Origin of the sequence: Mucilaginibacter sp. PAMC 26640 (genome assembly GCA_001596135.1) — a bacterium.
Classification (GTDB): domain Bacteria; phylum Bacteroidota; class Bacteroidia; order Sphingobacteriales; family Sphingobacteriaceae; genus Mucilaginibacter.
Genome location: CP014773.1, coordinates 789,570 through 807,343 on the forward strand (window position 1 = coordinate 789,570; position 17,774 = coordinate 807,343).

Sequence of the window (17,774 nt, forward strand, 5' to 3'; positions counted from 1 at the left end):
GTGGTACGTGTTAAAGGCGTGGACAGATGGGCTCCGGCTCGTCTACATGTTTGCGGAACACATAGCTGATAGAAAGCTCCAGCCCGCCCTGCCCGAATGTTGCACGATTGAGAGAAGAGGTGTTGAAATCATAACTCGCACCGATGATGAGGCTTTTTACGTGATAGCCCACATTAGCAATTGCTGCATCTTTGAAGCGATACATGGCTCCCAGTATCAAGCCCTTATCATCCGGTAATTTAAATTCGGTGTAGGCGCCCACCGCTTTCTCCTCTGCCTTTTGCTGCTTCATATAAATAGCATGCGGAATGATATCAAAGTAGTCTGACGCCTTGATCCGTACGCCCGCATGGGCGGTCCACCTCACGGGGATCTTACTCCGTACCCCATCTACCGCGAAGGGGTCTTTCGATCGCGATAAATGCGCGGCACTCACACCACCAAAAACATTTGCAGTATGCAGCGGATCTCCGTCATAATAAAACACACCAGCACCGGCATCAAAAACTGTGGCGTTTGTATTCAGGAAATTCTCGTTACTCGGCAAAGAAGGATCGAACCCGCTGCCGGGATTAAACTGACTGCCAAATTGCGCTTTGGTGGCATTGAAACTGCGGTTGATTAGACCCGCATTAATCCCGAAGCTTAGCTTCTTATAACCATCGTTAGAGATCGGCACTGCGTAGCCGAATGACCCATAAGCGGCAAAATAATTATAGCCAATATCTCCGGCTGCCTGGTTGATCACATTAAAGCCAAGTCCCACTTTTTCCGACGGACGATAATCTACCGAAAGCGCCCCGGTTTGATACGCATTATTGATGTTGGCATATTGATTTTTAAAATTTCCGTTAACCCGCAGGTCTCCATTGACAACTCCGGTTAAGGCCGGGTTTAAATAGATAGGATAGGCATAATATTGCGAAAAATGCGGATCGATCTGCGCCTGCAGCTTGCATACCGCCCCTAACTGGAGCAGTATGCTTATGGTGATGATGAGTAGTTTTTTCATTGGAAGATGATTTATAGGTTGCTGGATCTTACTATTACCTTAACAGGGTTACGGTGCCTCTCTTTTTAATTACCTGCCCGCCATTTAAGGTTACCTCGGCATAATAAACGTATACCCCGGCAGGCTGTGCCCGGCCTTTATAGGTACCATCCCATCCGTTTGATTTGTTGACAGACCTGAATTGCTGCTCGCCCCACTGATCGTACACAGAGAATGTGGCACTCTGAATGTTTGATCCATAGATGTAAAGCACATCATTATTGCCATCTCCGTTTGGCGTAAAGGCATTAGGAATAAACAAACCTGCATCCAGTAGATTAACGGTGGCAGTTGCGCGTTGGGTTGATTTTAACTGGCTCACCGGATCGGTAGCCTCAGCATAATAAATAACATTAGCGGTTGCTGCCGGGGTTGTAAATGTAGCCCCTGTGAAGATAGGAGTGCCACCGGTTGCTTCGGTATACCAATTAAACGTTGCATTGGCAGTAGTGCTGGTTGCCGTAAAAGTGGTGGTTTGACCAGCAATAACATCGCGCGATGGTGGCGTTACGGCTACATCCGGCGGACTAACCGGCGCAGCTAAAAGCACTGTTCCGGTAGCCCTTGGCGATATCAAGCCGCTCACCGGATCGGTTGCCTCAGCATAATAGATAACGCCGGCACTTATTGGCGGCGTGGTGAACGTTGCCCCGGTAAATATCGGCGTACCTCCGGTTGGGGTGGTGTACCAATTAAAGGTTACGTTAGGCGTGGTGGACGATGCCGTGAACGTAGTGGTTTGTCCCGATGCTACCGTGCGGGTTGGCGGGGTTACCGCTACATCCGGCGCAATTGCAGGTGTTCCAAGAATCACTGTTCCGGTGGCCCTTGGCGATGTTAAGCCGCTTACCGGATCGGTTGCATCTGCGTAATAAGTTACCCCTGCAGTTACCGGCGGCGTGGTGAATGTTGCCCCGGTAAATATCGGCGTACCACCGGTTGGCGTTGTATACCAATTAAAGGTTACGTTAGGCGTGGTGGACGATGCCGTGAACGTTGTGGTTTGTCCTGCTGCAACGGTGCGTGTCGGCGGTGTAACGGCTACATCCGGCGCAGTTGCGGGAGTACCAAGGATCACTGTTCCGGTAGCCCTCGGCGATGTTGAGCCGCTCACCGGATCGGTCGCCTCGGCATAATAGATTACATTAGCCGTTACTGGCGGCGTGGTGAACGTTGCCCCTGTAAATATCGGCGTGCCACCGGTTGGGGTGGTGTACCAATTGAAGGTTACGTTAGGCGTGGTCGACGATGCCGTGAACGTTGTGGTTTGTCCCGGTGCGACGGTGCGTGTCGGCGGTGTAACCGCTACATCCGGCGCAGTTGCGGGAGTACCAAGGATCACTGTACCGGTAGCCCTTGGCGATATCAAGCCGCTCACCGGATCGGTTGCTTCAGCATAATAGGTTACATTAGCCGTTACCGGCGGCGTGGTGAACGTTGCCCCTGTAAATATCGGCGTGCCTCCGGTTGGGGTGGTGTACCAATTAAAGGTTACGTTAGGCGTGGTCGACGATGCCGTGAACGTTGTGGTTTGTCCTGCTGCAATGTTGCGTGTCGGCGGTGTAACCGCTACATCCGGCGCAGTGGCAGCGTTCACCATAATGGTAACCTCGCCACGGGTCGGCGATGCACAGGCAGCACCAACTGCTTCAACATAATAGGATGTTGTTGTAAATAGTGGTGGTGTAGTGTACGAATTACCGGTAAATACAATTGCTCCACCTGTAGCCACCGTATACCAGTTATAAGTTACACCATTTTGCGCATTAATTATTGTTATAGTAGCAGTTTGGCCAGTGGTAAGGGTAGTTTGCGGCGCAGTTAAAACCGGCGTAACCGGCGGAGGGGTAACCGAAATGCTCACCGCAGTGCGCGCGGCAGATACACACCCGCCATCACTTACAGCCGCTACATAATAGGTGGTGTTTGCACTGATATTACCAGTAGTAAAAGCGGTGCCGGTAAATACAGGTGTACCACCTGTTGCCGCAGTAAACCAGTTATAAGTAAAACCGATTTGCGGGTTGTCAACAGTAAGGGTTATCTGTGTACCTGTACATGCGGCAACTGCATTGCCGTTAGCAACAGCCGGAGCATCCGGTGCTTGGCTGACAGTAACCTGCACCTGTGTAAGATTATTGCTGCTGCAACCGCTGGCATTTAACGCAGACACATAGAAATTAGTAGCCGCAGATATTGGGCCTGTTGTATAGGTAGTGCCCGTAAACAATAAGTTATTCATAGTGGGAGAATCGTACCAGCGGTAAGTAATACCTGCAACCGGGTTACTTACGCTTAAAGTGGCACCATTACCAATACAAACCGAAATGTTGGCAGCATTTACGGTAGGATCGGCGGGCAAAGCATTTACAGTAACCGGCACAGCGGTGCGTGCAGATGGATTACAGTTGCCGGCACTTGCAGCCTCTACATAATAAGTGGTATTAGCAGTTATTGCAGGGGTGGTAAATTCGGTACCGGTAAACAGCAGCGTGCCGTTTGTTGCGGCATCATACCAGCGGTAAACCAGGTCTGCCTTTGGGTTGCTGATGTTTAAGGTGATTGTGGCTCCATTACAAGCGTTTAATCCTACGGCAGGAGTTCGTACCACCGGCGCTACGGGAACTGGAATTACCGTAATATCAGCTTGTGTGCGGGTAGCGCTGGCACAGCCACTTGCAATTGCTTCCACAAAGTAGGATACACTGGCGGTTAAGTTATTTATTGTAAAGCTGGTACCTGTAAATACAGGCGTGCCACCTGTTGCTGCAGTATAGAAGTTATATTGCAAGCCCGCCACAGGATTGTTTATACTGATGGTAGCGGCGCCGCCATTACAAACTTGTGTTGCTGTGGCGTTTAGGGTTGGCGCAGCAACGGCGCCGTTTACCGTAACAGCTACCGGTGTACGGCCCCCGTTATTGATACAACCCGAGCTGATAATGGTTGCCTCTACATAATAAGTAATATTAGCGGTAATTGCTCCTGTAGTAACCGTAGCGCCTGTAAATGCCACAGTGCCGCCTGTTGCTGTGGTGTACCAGCTATAGGTTACACCCGTAACCGGGTTGGCTACCGCGAGGGTGGCTGTACTGCCCTGGCAAACCTGCACGGCGGCAGCTTGTACGCCAGGTTTAGCCGGCCCAGGGTTTACTACCACGGTACCTAAAGTGCGGGCAGGGCCGCTACAATTTCCGTTAGTTATTTCGGCATAGTAGTTCATGGTAGTAACCGGGGTTACAGTGATGCTTGGGCCGGTAAACAGCAGGTTGCCGTTCGTTGGTGCGTCGTACCAATTTACGGTAGCTCCCGCGGCGTTGCTAACCGTTAAGGTGGCATTTTCGCCGGAGCATATCTGCACATTGTTTGCTGCCAGCACAGGGTTAACCGGTGCCGGTGTAACGTTAGCCGTAGCTGACTGCCGGTTAGGGTTGGCGCAACCGTTGGCTGTGCGGCTGGCCTCTACGAAATAAATAGTGTTAGCTGTAAGTGCGGCGGTGCTAAAAGTTGCACCTGCAAAGATGGGTGAGCCACCGGTTGGAATGGTATACCATTTATAGGTTACGCCTGCCCGGGCATTGGCAACCGTAAAGGCAGCAGTGTTGTTAGCGCAAATATTTACGGTGCTTGCAGCCAGTACGGGTAACTCCACCTGTTTACTGGCAAAAAATACATTGAGCGAACTTAAGGCAGATGTTACGGTACTGTTCAAGCGGACCTCCACCCTATCGTAAACTGTTCCGGGAGCAAATTTTACAATTGCGGTAGTCCCCCCGGCCAATAATTGGATCCCGATGATGCTGTTTGATAAATTAACCCGATCATTATTATAGTTTGTACCATTGTAAGATGCGATCTGGATCTGGTCTAAAACAGCGGCAGAAAGCAATCCCGAAGAGACCCCTATTTTAACTTTTACAGTATCGCCAACAATACCACCATCACCAAATATGATCGTTTGCGATGCATTTGCACCCACCAAACTTAATGGCACATTGATCTGGCTGGCGGTAGTCGTATCTGTATCAACTGCACTGTTTGGTGCAGTAACATTACAACCGGCACACAGTCCGTTGATATCGATCGTTTGCGTAGACCCAAAATCGCAGGATGTAGAAAAGATCGGGTTTACGGTTATTGTTACCGGCGTGCGGGTGGTACTTATACATCCTGTTGCGGCTATAGCACTTTCAACATAGTAAGTGGTATTTGATGAAAGTACCGGGGTAGTAAATATTGAGCCGGTAAATATCGGTGTGCCACCACTTGCAGATGTATACCAGTTAAAGGAGGCACCAATAGTTGTAGAAGTTGCGGTTAATGTTGCGGTTTGGCCGGAATTTATTGTTGCATTAGCCGGTGTAACGGCAATTGCTGGCGCAACTGGTGTTGGGTTTACGGTAACATTGGCCTGTGCCCTTGTTGGGCTGACGCAGCTGCCAGCTGATGCTTCTACAAAGTAAGAGGTGCTGGCGGTGAGTGCAGGTGTGGTAAATTGCGCGCCCGTAAATACCGGGGTACCGCCGGCTGCAGTGGTATACCAGTTAAAAATAACGCCCGGCTGGATTGATGTCGCATTTAAAGTAGCCGAAGAGCCCAAGCAGGTTTGAACGGGCGTTTGTGATACTACCGGAACTAATGGGGTGGCTGAGACGTTAGCTGTAACCTGTGTACGGGTTGAACTTCCGCAGGCACCTGCGCCTGTAGCTTCTACATAGTAAATTGCAGTTGCGGTGAGCGGGCCAGTAGTGAACGAATTACCGGTGAATAAGGGGGTGCCGCCGGTTGCAGTTGTGTACCAGTTAAAAGTAACGCCAGGTATAGCAGAGGCAGTGAATGTAGCGGGCGCGCCTGTGCATACGGTTACTGCTGGTACGGCAACCACAGGGGCTGCAGGTACCGGGGTAACGTTTACCTGGATTGGTGTACGCACGGTTTGGCTGCAACCATCAGCTGTGCGGCTGGCTTCGGCATAGTACGTGGTACTGGCCGTTAATACTGGGGTGTTAAAGGTTGCTCCTGTAAATACCGGGGTACCACCTGTAACACTGTTGTACCAGTTTACAGTAACATGATCCGGTACGGTAGCAAATAATGTAGCCTGCGTGCCTGCACAGGCAGAAACTACCGCTGCAGCTACAACCGGTGCGGCAACTCCCTGGGAGGCATCATAAATGTTAAGCTGACTCAATACACCGGCAACGCCCGAATTTAACCGGATCTGCACCCTGTCAAAATCGGCCGTTGCCTTGAAAGCTACCCGGAAACGGTTGGTACCGCTAATGGCGCTGATGTTAAGTAGCGAACCGTTTAAGGCAAAACTATCGTTGTTGAAAGTTGCACCGTTATAAGTTGAGAGGCTTATTTGGGATAATGCTGAAACACTGGCAAGCGTTCCTGGTACACCCAGCTCCACTATTACGCTATCGCCTGCCCGGCCCGTGCCTGCAAAACGCAGCGTTTGTTCGGAATACCCTCCCAATAATCCTACCGGAGTATTTAATTGTGAGAAACTATCCCGGTTGCCATCTACCGAACCAGCGGCATTGTTTATCCCGCACAATACGCAAAGCGTGCCACTTACCGTACTGGTTTGAGCAATCGCCGCATCGCAAGGCACAGGGCTATTATTGATCGCGTTTACCGTAACAGCGCCCGCTGCCCTTATTGCCGATACGGCCCCGGTAGCCGGAATACTGGCTTCAGCAAAATAGGTTGTATTCGCCAATATAGCTGGCGAAGTGAATGTTGGCCCGGAAAATATGCTGGCGCCGCCCGTTGCGGTGGTAAACCAGTTAAAAACAGCACCCGGCGTGGCTGAAGAGGCTGTTAACGTTGCCGAAGCACCCGGGTTTACGGCTTGGGTAGGCGGATTAACAGCTACATCCGGAACAACTATAGCGGTTACGGTAACCGGGGCGGGCGTTCTGTCAACAGATAAACAATTGCCTATGGATGATTCTGCATAATACGTTTGATTAGCCGATAGCGGCGCGGTGGTAAATGTGGTTCCGGTGAAGACCAGGTTGCCGGCAGTTGGCGCATCATACCAGCGTACTGTAACGTTATTGGCCACCTGGGATGTGAAGGTGACTGTTTGCCCGCTGAATATTGTTGCCGTTGCAGGAGCAATAACCGGGCGAACAGGCGGGTCGTTAACCAAAATATCCACCGGATACCTTACCGGGCTAACGCATGTACCACGGGTGTAATCTACATAGTAAGTAGTGTTGGCAGTGGCCGATGTAGAAAAAGCTGCGCCTGTAAATACCGCAGTGCCACCAGTTGGCGCAGTGTACCATTTATATGTGCCGCCATTTGCCGGGGTAGTAATGTTAAGCGTAGCTGTACTCCCTTTGCAAATTTCGGCTCCAGCCGGATCGAATACGATTTTTGGATATTGTTGAACTGCGTAGTAAAGCTGTAACGAGGTAAGCAAGCCGGCCGCACCTGAATTAAGGCGAACGACTACCCTATCGTAATTTCCCGTTGCCGGTACATAAACTGCATACCGGGTTCCTCCACCTAAAAGCCTCAACTTTATCAAAGCGTTATCCAGCGGGTAGCGGGCTACCAATGTTGTGCCGTTATATAAAGCAACCGAGATCTGCCCCAGGAGGTTCACATCTGCCAAACTCACAGGTGTGCGTAGTACTACTTTAACTGTATCACCACTAAAACCGGGCTGCTGAAACTGCAATTGCTGCTCCGCATAGCCGCCGATTAACCCAGCGGTTACGGTAATAGTTGATGCGGTGGTTGTATCCGCATCGATAGCAAGGGCATCATTATTCACCAAACATCCGATGCATATCCCGTTCACCGCACTTGTTTGCGTACTGGCAAAAGTACAGGGTGAATTATTATTTATGGCAACACTGATAGTAATAGATATACGGTTAGCCGACAAACATCCGGTACTGTTTACCGCTGCTATATAATAGGTTGCAGTAGTAAATAGTGCAGGCGTAGTATAATTAACGCCGGTAAATATAGGGGTGCTGGCAGTGGCCGATGTATACCAGTTATAACTGATGCCGGTTTGTGCATTACTCACTTGGATAGTAGCAGTTTGGCCGGCGTTAATAGTAGTGGTATTCACAGCCAAAACAGGATCGGCTGGTTTGGGTACTACAGTAACGGTAGCCTGGGTACGGGTTCCGCTTAGGCAGCCTGTTGCATTAATAGCCTCGGCGTAATAAATGGTATTGGCATGCAAAACCGGAGTGGTAAAACTAACACCGCTAAATACAGGAGAACCACCGGTTGGCGTAGTAAACCAATTATAAAGGATGCCTGCACCGGGTGTGCCTATTGAAAGCACAGCAACATCACCATCGCAAACAGTCACACTGGCGGCGGCTAAAACGGGTGCGGCAGGCAACGCGCTAACAGTAGCGGTGACCTGTGTACGGGCCGGGCTAATGCAGGTACCGCCAACTATAGCTTCAGCAAAATAATTGGTAGTTTGAGTTAACGCACCGGTTGTAAAATTATTTCCGATAAAAATTGGTGTGCCACCCGTTGGGGTTGTATACCAATTTACAGATACACCGGTTACCGCTGTCGCGCTGAAGGTGGCTGGCGAGCCTGGGCATACCGTAATATTATTGTTAGTTATTAATGGTGCAACCGGGATTGGGTTCACAGTTACGGTGACCGGTGCACGCTCAGATTCATCGGTACAATTCGGCCGCATGGCAGCTACATAATAAGTAGTAGTTGCATTTATTGTGGGGCTAAAGGCTGCACCGGTAAATACTGGCGCACCTCCCGTTGCTGCATTGTACCAGTTAAAGGTAGTATTTGCCACAGATGCCGATGCGGTAAGCGTTACCGGGCTGCCGACGCAGATATTTGTATTGCTAACCGCTAAGTTGTTTATTTTTATAGTGGGCCGTGGAATTAACTTTTCGGCTTCAAATAAATTAAGGGTTGATAAAACGCTTGCAATGCCTCCGCCAAGGCGTAGCTGCACCCTGTCAAAAACCATGGAAGGGGCGTACGTTACGGTAACTTTGCGACGGTTATTGGTAAGGTCTAACAAACGCAACCTTAGCAATGCATCGTTAAAAGAATGCGTATCGTTATTGCTGGTATTGCCATTATATGTAGATAGCCCGATATTGGCCAGCACACCCGCATCGATAAGTGTCTGCGGGATAGACAAGGTTAACCTAACCGAATCGCCAATGATGGATGGGGATTGAAATATTACGGTTTGCTGGGCATAAGCACCAACGACAGCAACACCCGCGTTCAAAGTAGAGGCGGTGTTAAAGTCGCCGTCGATAGCATTTTGCGGATTTGCTACACCACCAACGTTTACACCCAGCCCTAATAATGTGGAGGAGATCCCATGTAACTCGTCAAACGCTGCATTACAGGCCAGCGGACTGGGTCCGTTATAAAATGCTCCATAGACATAAATACTGCTTAATGCACCAACTAGTCCACCGTTAAGTGTTACCCTTATCCTGTCATAAGTCTGGCTTGGGCTTATGGTAAGCTGCAACTGGTTATTATTGCTTAAAGCACTCACCAGCGTTGCGGCTGAAATGGATGCTCCTGCCGCCGAACTGCCATTATATGGCCGAATCGAGATCCCTCCCAGTGCGGTAAGGTCCAGCAGGTTATCACCACTGCCCAACTTGATAGTAACCGGAGTGCCTGCGGCTACTTTTCCTGCTGCCGGGAAAATAAGTTCCTGATAAGTTTGAGCGATCACCCCGGTAGTGACATTTAAAACCGAAGCAGTTTGCAAACTCCCGTCAACTGCGGCGGCCTGGTTGGTAACTAAGCACCCTACGCAAAGTAAGCCACCGTTGCTGCTTACCTGGGTTGTTGCAAAATTGCGTTGTGCAAAAAGATTACTTGCAAAGATCAACAGGAAGCATATTAGGAGAATAAGCCACCTATGAAAGGTAAAGGTTTTCATCATGCTGTTAGTTAAAGTAGATGTATCGTGTTAGTAAACACCTAATCTACGGGGCATGATCACCAATCGATTTAAGCAGTTCGTTCAGTAAAAATCTTACAAAAACCTACGTTCATAAGTGAATGAGCTGTTCATCTTATTCATAAAATAAATTACATAAAACAATCAGATAGTGAAACGACATTAAAATTCGCGATCGTTATTTAGCTCTTTTCAAAGACCTTCAAACGTTGCACAAAGCCAAATATTAATTGCAATAAGAAAAAAAAAAATGATGCAAACTCCAGGGCCATGCCCCAGATATGTGCAATAAACCAGAAGATGAAGGGGGAAATTACCCGGAATAATGAACAGGCCATTATTCCGGGCATATTTTAAATCTGGAAACAGTCTCTGTCTATACCGCTCCGGGTAAGGATCATGTTGTAATCGTAGCCCGCCTGCTTTTTAAAGCTGGGGTTTTCTGAAAGAAAAGTATCGTTTTTGAGCAATATCATTAAAATGTACACGCGGCTAAACTTATTTCCACAGTCTTCGGCTACAGTATTTACGCTTTTGAGGTCGTTTAATATTGAGTTGCTGGTGTTTTTATTTATAAAAAGCTTTATTTTTAAACTAAAAAACAGCGCTTTCATATAAGGGGTCATGCTGCCATCACCACTCTCATAAACACGGCAAATTGAATCGTACCAGCTTTTTACTTGGCTTTTATTTTCCAGCTTGAAGTAGGCATCCGCTTTTAAAATAGATGTAAAAAAAGCAAAATTGGAGCCCGTAGCGAGGTTTTCATTATGGTAAACCCTATCTATGCTCTTTGCAAACCGGATGACTTTTTTGGGATTATCAGCCAGCCACAACGTGTATATACCTAATATGAACAGCAAATCATTTATGGCACATTTTTTAAACGGTGCGTTTGCCGATTGGCCCATAGCGAAGGCCGTTTTTGTTAACTCAACCAGCGCTTCGCGTTTTATAAACCCAAATTTAAAATAGTGAAAGATAGCATCCAGGCAATTAAGCGGATCTATAGGGAATGAATAATAGTCTGCAACCTGCATACCCGACATTTGATCGAGCGTATGCTCAAGCTCTTTCATATCCAGCTGAATAACTGCAATAATGGCCAGAGATGTATACACGACTATTTTTTGCTGTGGCGATAATTTAAACATCAGCAAGGTTTGCAGGGTAGCTTTGTATTCCGAACAAATAAATTCAAGGCCGAAAAAGAAATTGAATATTGTGTCACCCGCGTCACCTTTAAAGATTTTGATCAGATCAGATTGCGCTGGGTACATTGTCATTTCCTGTTTAAGCAAATCGCTTATAAAGGTTATCAATTCCGCTTTTTGTACTGTTGTAATTCCGGCAGCCGGCAAACACTGCAAATCCTGAAACCGTCCGCTTTTTACAGCATCTAAAACACACCATTTCAAAACGGTCAATTTATCTTTACCATTTTTTAGCAATCGGTTAATTTTATTAATAGCTTCAGAATCAAATACGCCTCCACTTTCTTCAATGATAGACTGGGCAATAAAATGACTTAAAATTTTAGGATCAGCAAATCGGATGTAGTTTTGATAGCGGGTAGTGCTGCTGCTATTAATTTCTTTCAAAATGCCGATGCTTAGCAGCTCATGGTACGTACAGCTACTTTGTTTGATCAAACTATTCACTTTAAGCTTATCTATATGAAAAGCGTCCTGCTGAAAGTCCAACTCATTGATCAGCGCATAAATTAAGCTCACGGTTTCAGCAGAATTTGCACTGTTGTAGATCTTTGCGGAGATAAAGGCGGATAGAATCTCAAATAAGGTGTTACTGTTCACTCGCTTAAGAGAAAAATCGACCTTATTCAATTTATAAAAATATTGAAAATAGAGCGGATGGTGAACTACCTGCGAAGCTTTAAGGCTAATTGCACCTGCATCTGCAGGATTAATTTTATTGCGTAGTTCGGTCACCTCGCGAGGTGTTAAAACGGGTATATTTATGTAATCATTTTCGTTGGTTAAAGTATTAAACCAAGAGTACTTCTCATCCTCCCACTCAAGCCGGTTGTTTATCCAGGTAGCAGAACGCATAGTTAAAACCACCCTAAAAAAATCTAATCCCTTGCTCAAAAGTAATATGTCGCACAGTTGGCTCATCAAAATATTGAAATCATCTTTCTTCAGAAAAAATGGATCAAATCCATCGATGATAAGGTAGAACTTATGCTCCTGTTGCTGAATTAAATTCTTAAGCCCTATTACACCTGTATCGCCCCCATAACCTAATAAAGCCAAAAACCAGTCCATCAGGTTTTTTCCGCTATGCAAAACGCTCATCAACGCATGGCTGCTAAAAAAAAGCAAAATATCGTCGTTGCCAGTTGCATAGTTTAATTGCTGTTGCTTTTGTACCCAGTGGCACAAAGCAAGCGTTTTACCATAACCTGCCGGTGCCGCAAAGATGGTCCCGACATAGTCCGACACCTTAAAGTCATCCATATGGTTATCAAAAAAAGACCTGCTTATGGTCTGATTGAATGGGATTCCGGATCGGTTTCGTAATGCCTGAAGTGTAAAGTCGGTTATCTTGCCGGCTTCGTTTTTCAAATTTTGCCAGTCAGTATCAACCTTCATTCCTGCTGAACTAAGAACGTTTACTGCCTCTGTTTCACAAAAATTTCTCCAGCCAGTATAGCCACAGTATTTTGCCAGCACGTCTACGGTGTATTGAGATGGGTTAAATTTACTCAGCGCAAATCCAAAGATGCGTTTAATAGTGGTTTCGCTGGTAACCTGTTGGGTTGCATGGCTAATCTTCAATGAAATTATCCTACAGTCAGAAGGAATGATATCTACTATCCCTGCCTGTTCCAGAATTTTGGCTTTTAGCAACTTGAAATGCGGTGAAGAAAACGAATTCATAGTGATGTCATTTTAGGTTTTTTGTCAACAAAATGTTTCGCAAGGGGTAAGCTTCAAGCAATTAATTAAAGCTTGGAACTATTACGTATACATAGGTACGCATAGTCTTCGGATATTGTTTTTAATTACAAAGTAAAGTATTCTCATAAGTTTTAAATTCACCTAAATGAATGAAATGAACAGAAGTGTTTAAAAGACAGCAATTTCTTCTGGGGAGGGCATTTATACCAAGGGGCTGTTAACGCCTATGCAGAATAAAGAGACATTAATTCATCATTCAGCACATTGTCGCCGTCTTCGCAAATTTGGTTTATCAAAATTGTTATTTCCGGACGGTATAATTTTTCAGATAATAATCTCAACAAACGACAAGAGTTCATTCGCGTGCTTTTTACGTTTTGCAGGTAAGATAAAATGAGCATATAGGATAAGTAAGGCATATCGGTATATTGACGAAATGATGTAAAAGAGTCTTCCAGAAAACTTATTAAGCCGGCGCAATTATCAAAGTTGTAGGTAACATCTAATGCAGCGAAGATCTGATCTAATAATTTACTCTTTCTTTCCGAAGAAATTATCGCGTTTTTAATTGTAGAAGTAAGTGCAGCAAAAGCAGGTTCGTCATTAATTTCTTCCAGGCGTTCAACCAAGTGCGCCTCAGCACAATAAAGGCTATTTAACTGTTCTATAAAAAAAGCTTGAACTTGCTGGGATGATGTTTCCATAAATATAAACGCAGACAGAATTGATTGATAAATAGACTAATAACGCCCGTCGCACTTTTAATTGTATAAAAATAATTGTTAGCCAAGTATAAAATATACGCAAAGGCAATATTTATTATTCCAGTCCATTTTCGCGATGCCTCATGTAAGCGAAACTAGTGCCAAACAATACGATTTTATGATAACCAATGCAATTTAAATTCAAATTTTGCAACATAAAACGATTTAGCATTATTTTCATACTTTAGCCTTATAGTAGAGATCGATTTAGCATTGTTAAATTTTACTTACTCATGAAAAGAGGTATACTGTTAATTACATTAATACTTGTAAGCAAGCTTGCATTAACGCAAGGGCTGGAGCCCAAATTAAATTGGCAACTATCGCCAATGGAAGATAATATCAATACTGCGGCCCAAATTTCCACGCCGGGTGCCAGCAAAGGCAGCTGGATAAAAGCTGTGGTACCCGGCACAGTCTTTCATTCGTACGTTGTAGCCGGGGCGGAGAAAAACCCGGATTATGCCGACAATATATACCTGGTAGATAAAGCGAAATACAACCGGCCCTACTGGTACCGAACCGAGTTCGCTACCAAGCGAATGCCTGCCGGTAAGCGAACCTGGCTTAAATTTAATGGTGTTAATAAAATGGCCGAAATCTGGTTTAATGGACATCATATCGGCACATTAAAAGGTTTGATGCAACGGGGCAGATACGATCTGACAGATCTGCTGCAAAAAACAGGAAATAATGCCCTGGCCGTATTGGTCACTCCGCCTCATGAAGGAGATCTGGCAAACAGGCAGGCGCCTACCTATTTAAGTAGTGGCAGTTGGGATTGGATGCCAGCTGTACCCGGCCTCAATAGCGGCATTACCGATACGGTAGGTATTACCACAACAGGACCTGTGACCGTTGAAGACCCATGGATCAAGTCAAACCTGGTCAATAAAAAGCTGGCTGAACTAAATGTTAACATAACGCTGCACAATGCTTCGGCTTTACCGGTATCCGGCAGACTCAGGATCCATATCCAACCTGGCAATATCTTGTTCAGCGGCCCGCAAATAACGCTTGCTGCTAAAAGCGAACGGGTTGAAAATTATAACAAAACTCAATTTCAACAACTCAGCATTGCCAACCCAAGACTCTGGTGGCCAAACGGCTATGGAGGCAACGCCAATGGTACACAAATACTTTACACCTGCACTGTAAATTTTGTTGCCGATGGAATAGGTGTTACCGATAAAGCGACGAAAACCTTCGGCATCCGAAAAATCACCTCAGATACCACCTCGCTTGGCGGCCCGCTGCGGCTTTTTGTAAATGACGTACCCATTTTGGTGAAAGGCGGCAACTGGGGCATGAGCGATTACATGTTAAAAGCACGCGGCAAAGACTATGATACCCGCATCAGGTTTCACCAGGACATGAACTTTAACATGATAAGAAACTGGACCGGCGAAGTTACCGACGAAGCCTTTTACGCTTACTGTGATAAATACGGCATTATGGTTTGGGACGATTTTTGGCTAAACAATTTTGGCCCCATAGATAGCCTTGCCATATTTAAAGCGAACGCCATAGAAAAGGTAAAAAAGCTTAGGAATCACCCGTCCATCGTAATCTGGTGCGGGGCAAATGAAGGCCTACCCGGAGGTGATGTGAATGGCCCGCTAAACCAAGCCATAGCAAACGCGATCAAAGACAACGATGGTGACGACAGGCTGAACCTGCCACGTTCAAACGCCGGGGTAAACAATCCCAATTTCTCCATCCATGGTGGCAGCCGCAATCTGTCGGGCAGCGGCATTTGGGGCAATGTGGATCCTAAAACCTATTTCACAGACCCTCATAACGGCTACCTTTTCTCAACAAATAGTTACGGTATGCGAAGCGAACTTGGCACAGCAACTTTTGTAAACATCGAAAGTTTTAAAAAATTTATGCCGATAGACTATTGGGTTGCGCCAACCGCCGCATCGGTAGATAGCAAAACAAATATGTGGGCAAGGCACTATTTTAGTACAGATGGCGCCCTGGGTGGCGGTTCTGCCCCTGTCAACTATATCAAATCTATTAACAACAGTTATGGGGAGGCTACCTCACTGGCAGACTTTTGCAGGAAGGCCCAGCTCCTCAACGTAGAAACCACAAAAGCCATGTATGAAGCCTGGAACGATCATATGTGGAAAGATGCATCCGGATTGCTGATGTGGATGAGCCAATCGGCCTATCCATCTATGATCTGGCAAACTTATGATTACTATTACGACCTCACCGGCGCCTACTTTGGTGTAAAAAAAGCCTGCGAACCCATCCATATTCAATGGAACGCAGCAACTAATTCAGTTAAGGTCATAAATAACAAACCTTACGCTATTGAAAACCTAACTGCAGAAGCTATGGTTTATAATGCTGATGGCAAATTGGTTTTGGCCTACACACAGCGCAAAAAAATAAGCGTGAGTGCCACTTCCGCGTGCGAAGCTTTTATTGCGTTTGAAGCTGAACAAAACCGCCCGGCACTATCCGATGTTCATTTCTTAAAGTTAAAACTAAGCAACCAGGCAGGACAAGTGCTATCAGATAATTTTTACTGGGTAGGCAATACCTACCTCAACTATACCGCATTAAACAAATTAGCCCCCGTTGGAAAAGATTTGTCCACTGGACGACCGGTGATCACAACAGCCGCCAATGGTGTTAATAAAATTCTGACGTATCACTTAACCAACAAATCAAATAAAACGGCGGCCTTTGGTGTAAGGGCACAGTTATTAAATGGTTCCGGCAAGCAGATTTTACCCGCTATTTACAGCGACGGTTATTTCTCGCTTATGCAGGGCGAATCAAAATCATTGGCAGTTGAAGTGGATCCAAAACTGTTGGGCACAAAGTACACACTTTCGCTAAAGGCTTATAATGAATAGCGGATAAATATTGATAGCGGATGTTTAAAAGAAAAAAATATTTTGATATAACAAATGTCTGCGCATTCTTGTCCATTATGGGCTAATGGTTATCCAAATTGTATAACCACAGAGAGATTTCATTATTATCTGCTTTCAGGATCAGCCTTCGGTCGACACAAAGCTGGTATTCATCGATAGTATTTGTCTCAAAAAATCAAAGCATGTAGTTTAGCCTTCATATTATCAGGGCTACAGCCCACGTAATGTGATATGGTTTAGGTTTGAAAGCCTCTGAGCAGCGAGTGCAAAGAGGCTTTTATTTTTTTATTAAAAATATTGTCGGAAAGAATTGTCGACAGATTTTATTCGCTGTAGAATAGCAGCAGTTCTTTTTTGTCTTCGGTTAAATAAGTCCCAGCCTGTTTAAGCCCAAGCTTCTCTATTAGTTTAATGGATGACAGATTTGTTGGCATTACTATCGCACAGATTTTCGGAATATTCCATTTAGATTTGGTTCGTGCAAGCAGGGCGCTTGCTATTTCATACGCGTAACCCTTGCCGTCAAAACCGGGCAATAAAGCAAAGCCTATATCAGGCATTTGTAATGTAGGTCGCTTGAGCAGGCCACATAAACCTATGGGTTTATCATCTGCCCTGGTTGACACTAGCGACAAGCCAAAACCGTTTTCATGGTAGCTCTTGATGGGGCCATTCAATAGATAATCAGTAGCTTCTTGGTTAGTGCGCACATTACGGTCGCCGATAAAATTTAGCCAGCCCGGAGAGTTTAATAATTCAATGATGAACGCGGTATCACCAGTTGTGAGTTCCCTTAACGTTAACCGCTCTGTATGCAAAATCTCATCCATTGCCCGCGAACGTTAAAGTGCTAATCTACACTTACGGTTAGCCCCTCCTGCTGAAGAATTTTACGGTAAATCTCCATTTCGGTGAAAGAACCTTCCAGTACGGCGCATTTGCCTTCATTGTGGACTTTCCAGGCAATTTTTTCACCTTGCGCTTCGGTATAATCCAGATACTTTATCATACAATGAATAACATGTTCAAACGAATTATGATCATCGTTCCACAAAATAAGGCGGTGCATTTCCTTGAGCCCGGCCAGAATCTCTTCAAGAGTAAGCGTTTCTTCCTGTATTTCAGTTGGCATATATAACGGCAAATTTACTCAAAAAAGCTTAAAACTACATCGTTAGCTAC

Annotated in this window: 7 protein-coding genes; 1 reads left to right on the top strand and 6 read right to left on the bottom strand. The window is 45.9% G+C overall.

Going from position 1 to position 17,774, the window contains the following annotated elements; all coding sequences use genetic code 11:
* Positions 1-10: 10 nt before the first annotated feature.
* From A0256_03520 to A0256_03535, 4 genes are all read right to left on the bottom strand, one after another.
* The gene (locus A0256_03520; GenBank protein ID AMR30557.1) at positions 11-1,012 is read right to left on the bottom strand and encodes a hypothetical protein; all 1,002 of its coding nucleotides are present in this window, start codon (positions 1,010-1,012) and stop codon (positions 11-13) included.
* A gap of 34 nt (positions 1,013-1,046) precedes the next feature.
* Positions 1,047-9,989, bottom strand: a complete 8,943-nt coding sequence (locus tag A0256_03525; GenBank protein ID AMR30558.1) for a hypothetical protein — start codon at positions 9,987-9,989, stop codon at positions 1,047-1,049.
* A gap of 374 nt (positions 9,990-10,363) precedes the next feature.
* On the bottom strand, positions 10,364-12,910 hold the full coding sequence (locus A0256_03530) for a hypothetical protein (protein ID AMR30559.1): 2,547 nt from the start codon (positions 12,908-12,910) through the stop codon (positions 10,364-10,366).
* A 245-nt stretch (positions 12,911-13,155) separates the two neighbouring features.
* Entirely contained in the window at positions 13,156-13,635 is a 480-nt protein-coding gene (locus A0256_03535; GenBank protein AMR30560.1) for a hypothetical protein, read from the bottom strand.
* 293 nt (positions 13,636-13,928) lie between these two features.
* Here A0256_03535 and A0256_03540 point away from each other — a divergent pair, with 293 nt between their 5' ends.
* A complete protein-coding gene (locus A0256_03540; GenBank protein AMR30561.1) occupies positions 13,929-16,571 on the top strand; it encodes a hypothetical protein in 2,643 nt (880 codons plus the stop codon).
* Between the two features lie 344 nt (positions 16,572-16,915).
* Here A0256_03540 and A0256_03545 read toward each other — a convergent pair whose 3' ends face one another.
* Positions 16,916-17,422 (bottom strand): GCN5 family acetyltransferase, encoded by a 507-nt coding sequence (locus A0256_03545; protein ID AMR30562.1) that lies wholly within the window; start codon positions 17,420-17,422, stop codon positions 16,916-16,918.
* Positions 17,423-17,442: 20 nt separating this feature from the next.
* The gene (locus tag A0256_03550; protein AMR30563.1) at positions 17,443-17,724 is read right to left on the bottom strand and encodes a Clp protease ClpS; all 282 of its coding nucleotides are present in this window, start codon (positions 17,722-17,724) and stop codon (positions 17,443-17,445) included.
* Positions 17,725-17,774 lie beyond the last annotated feature (50 nt).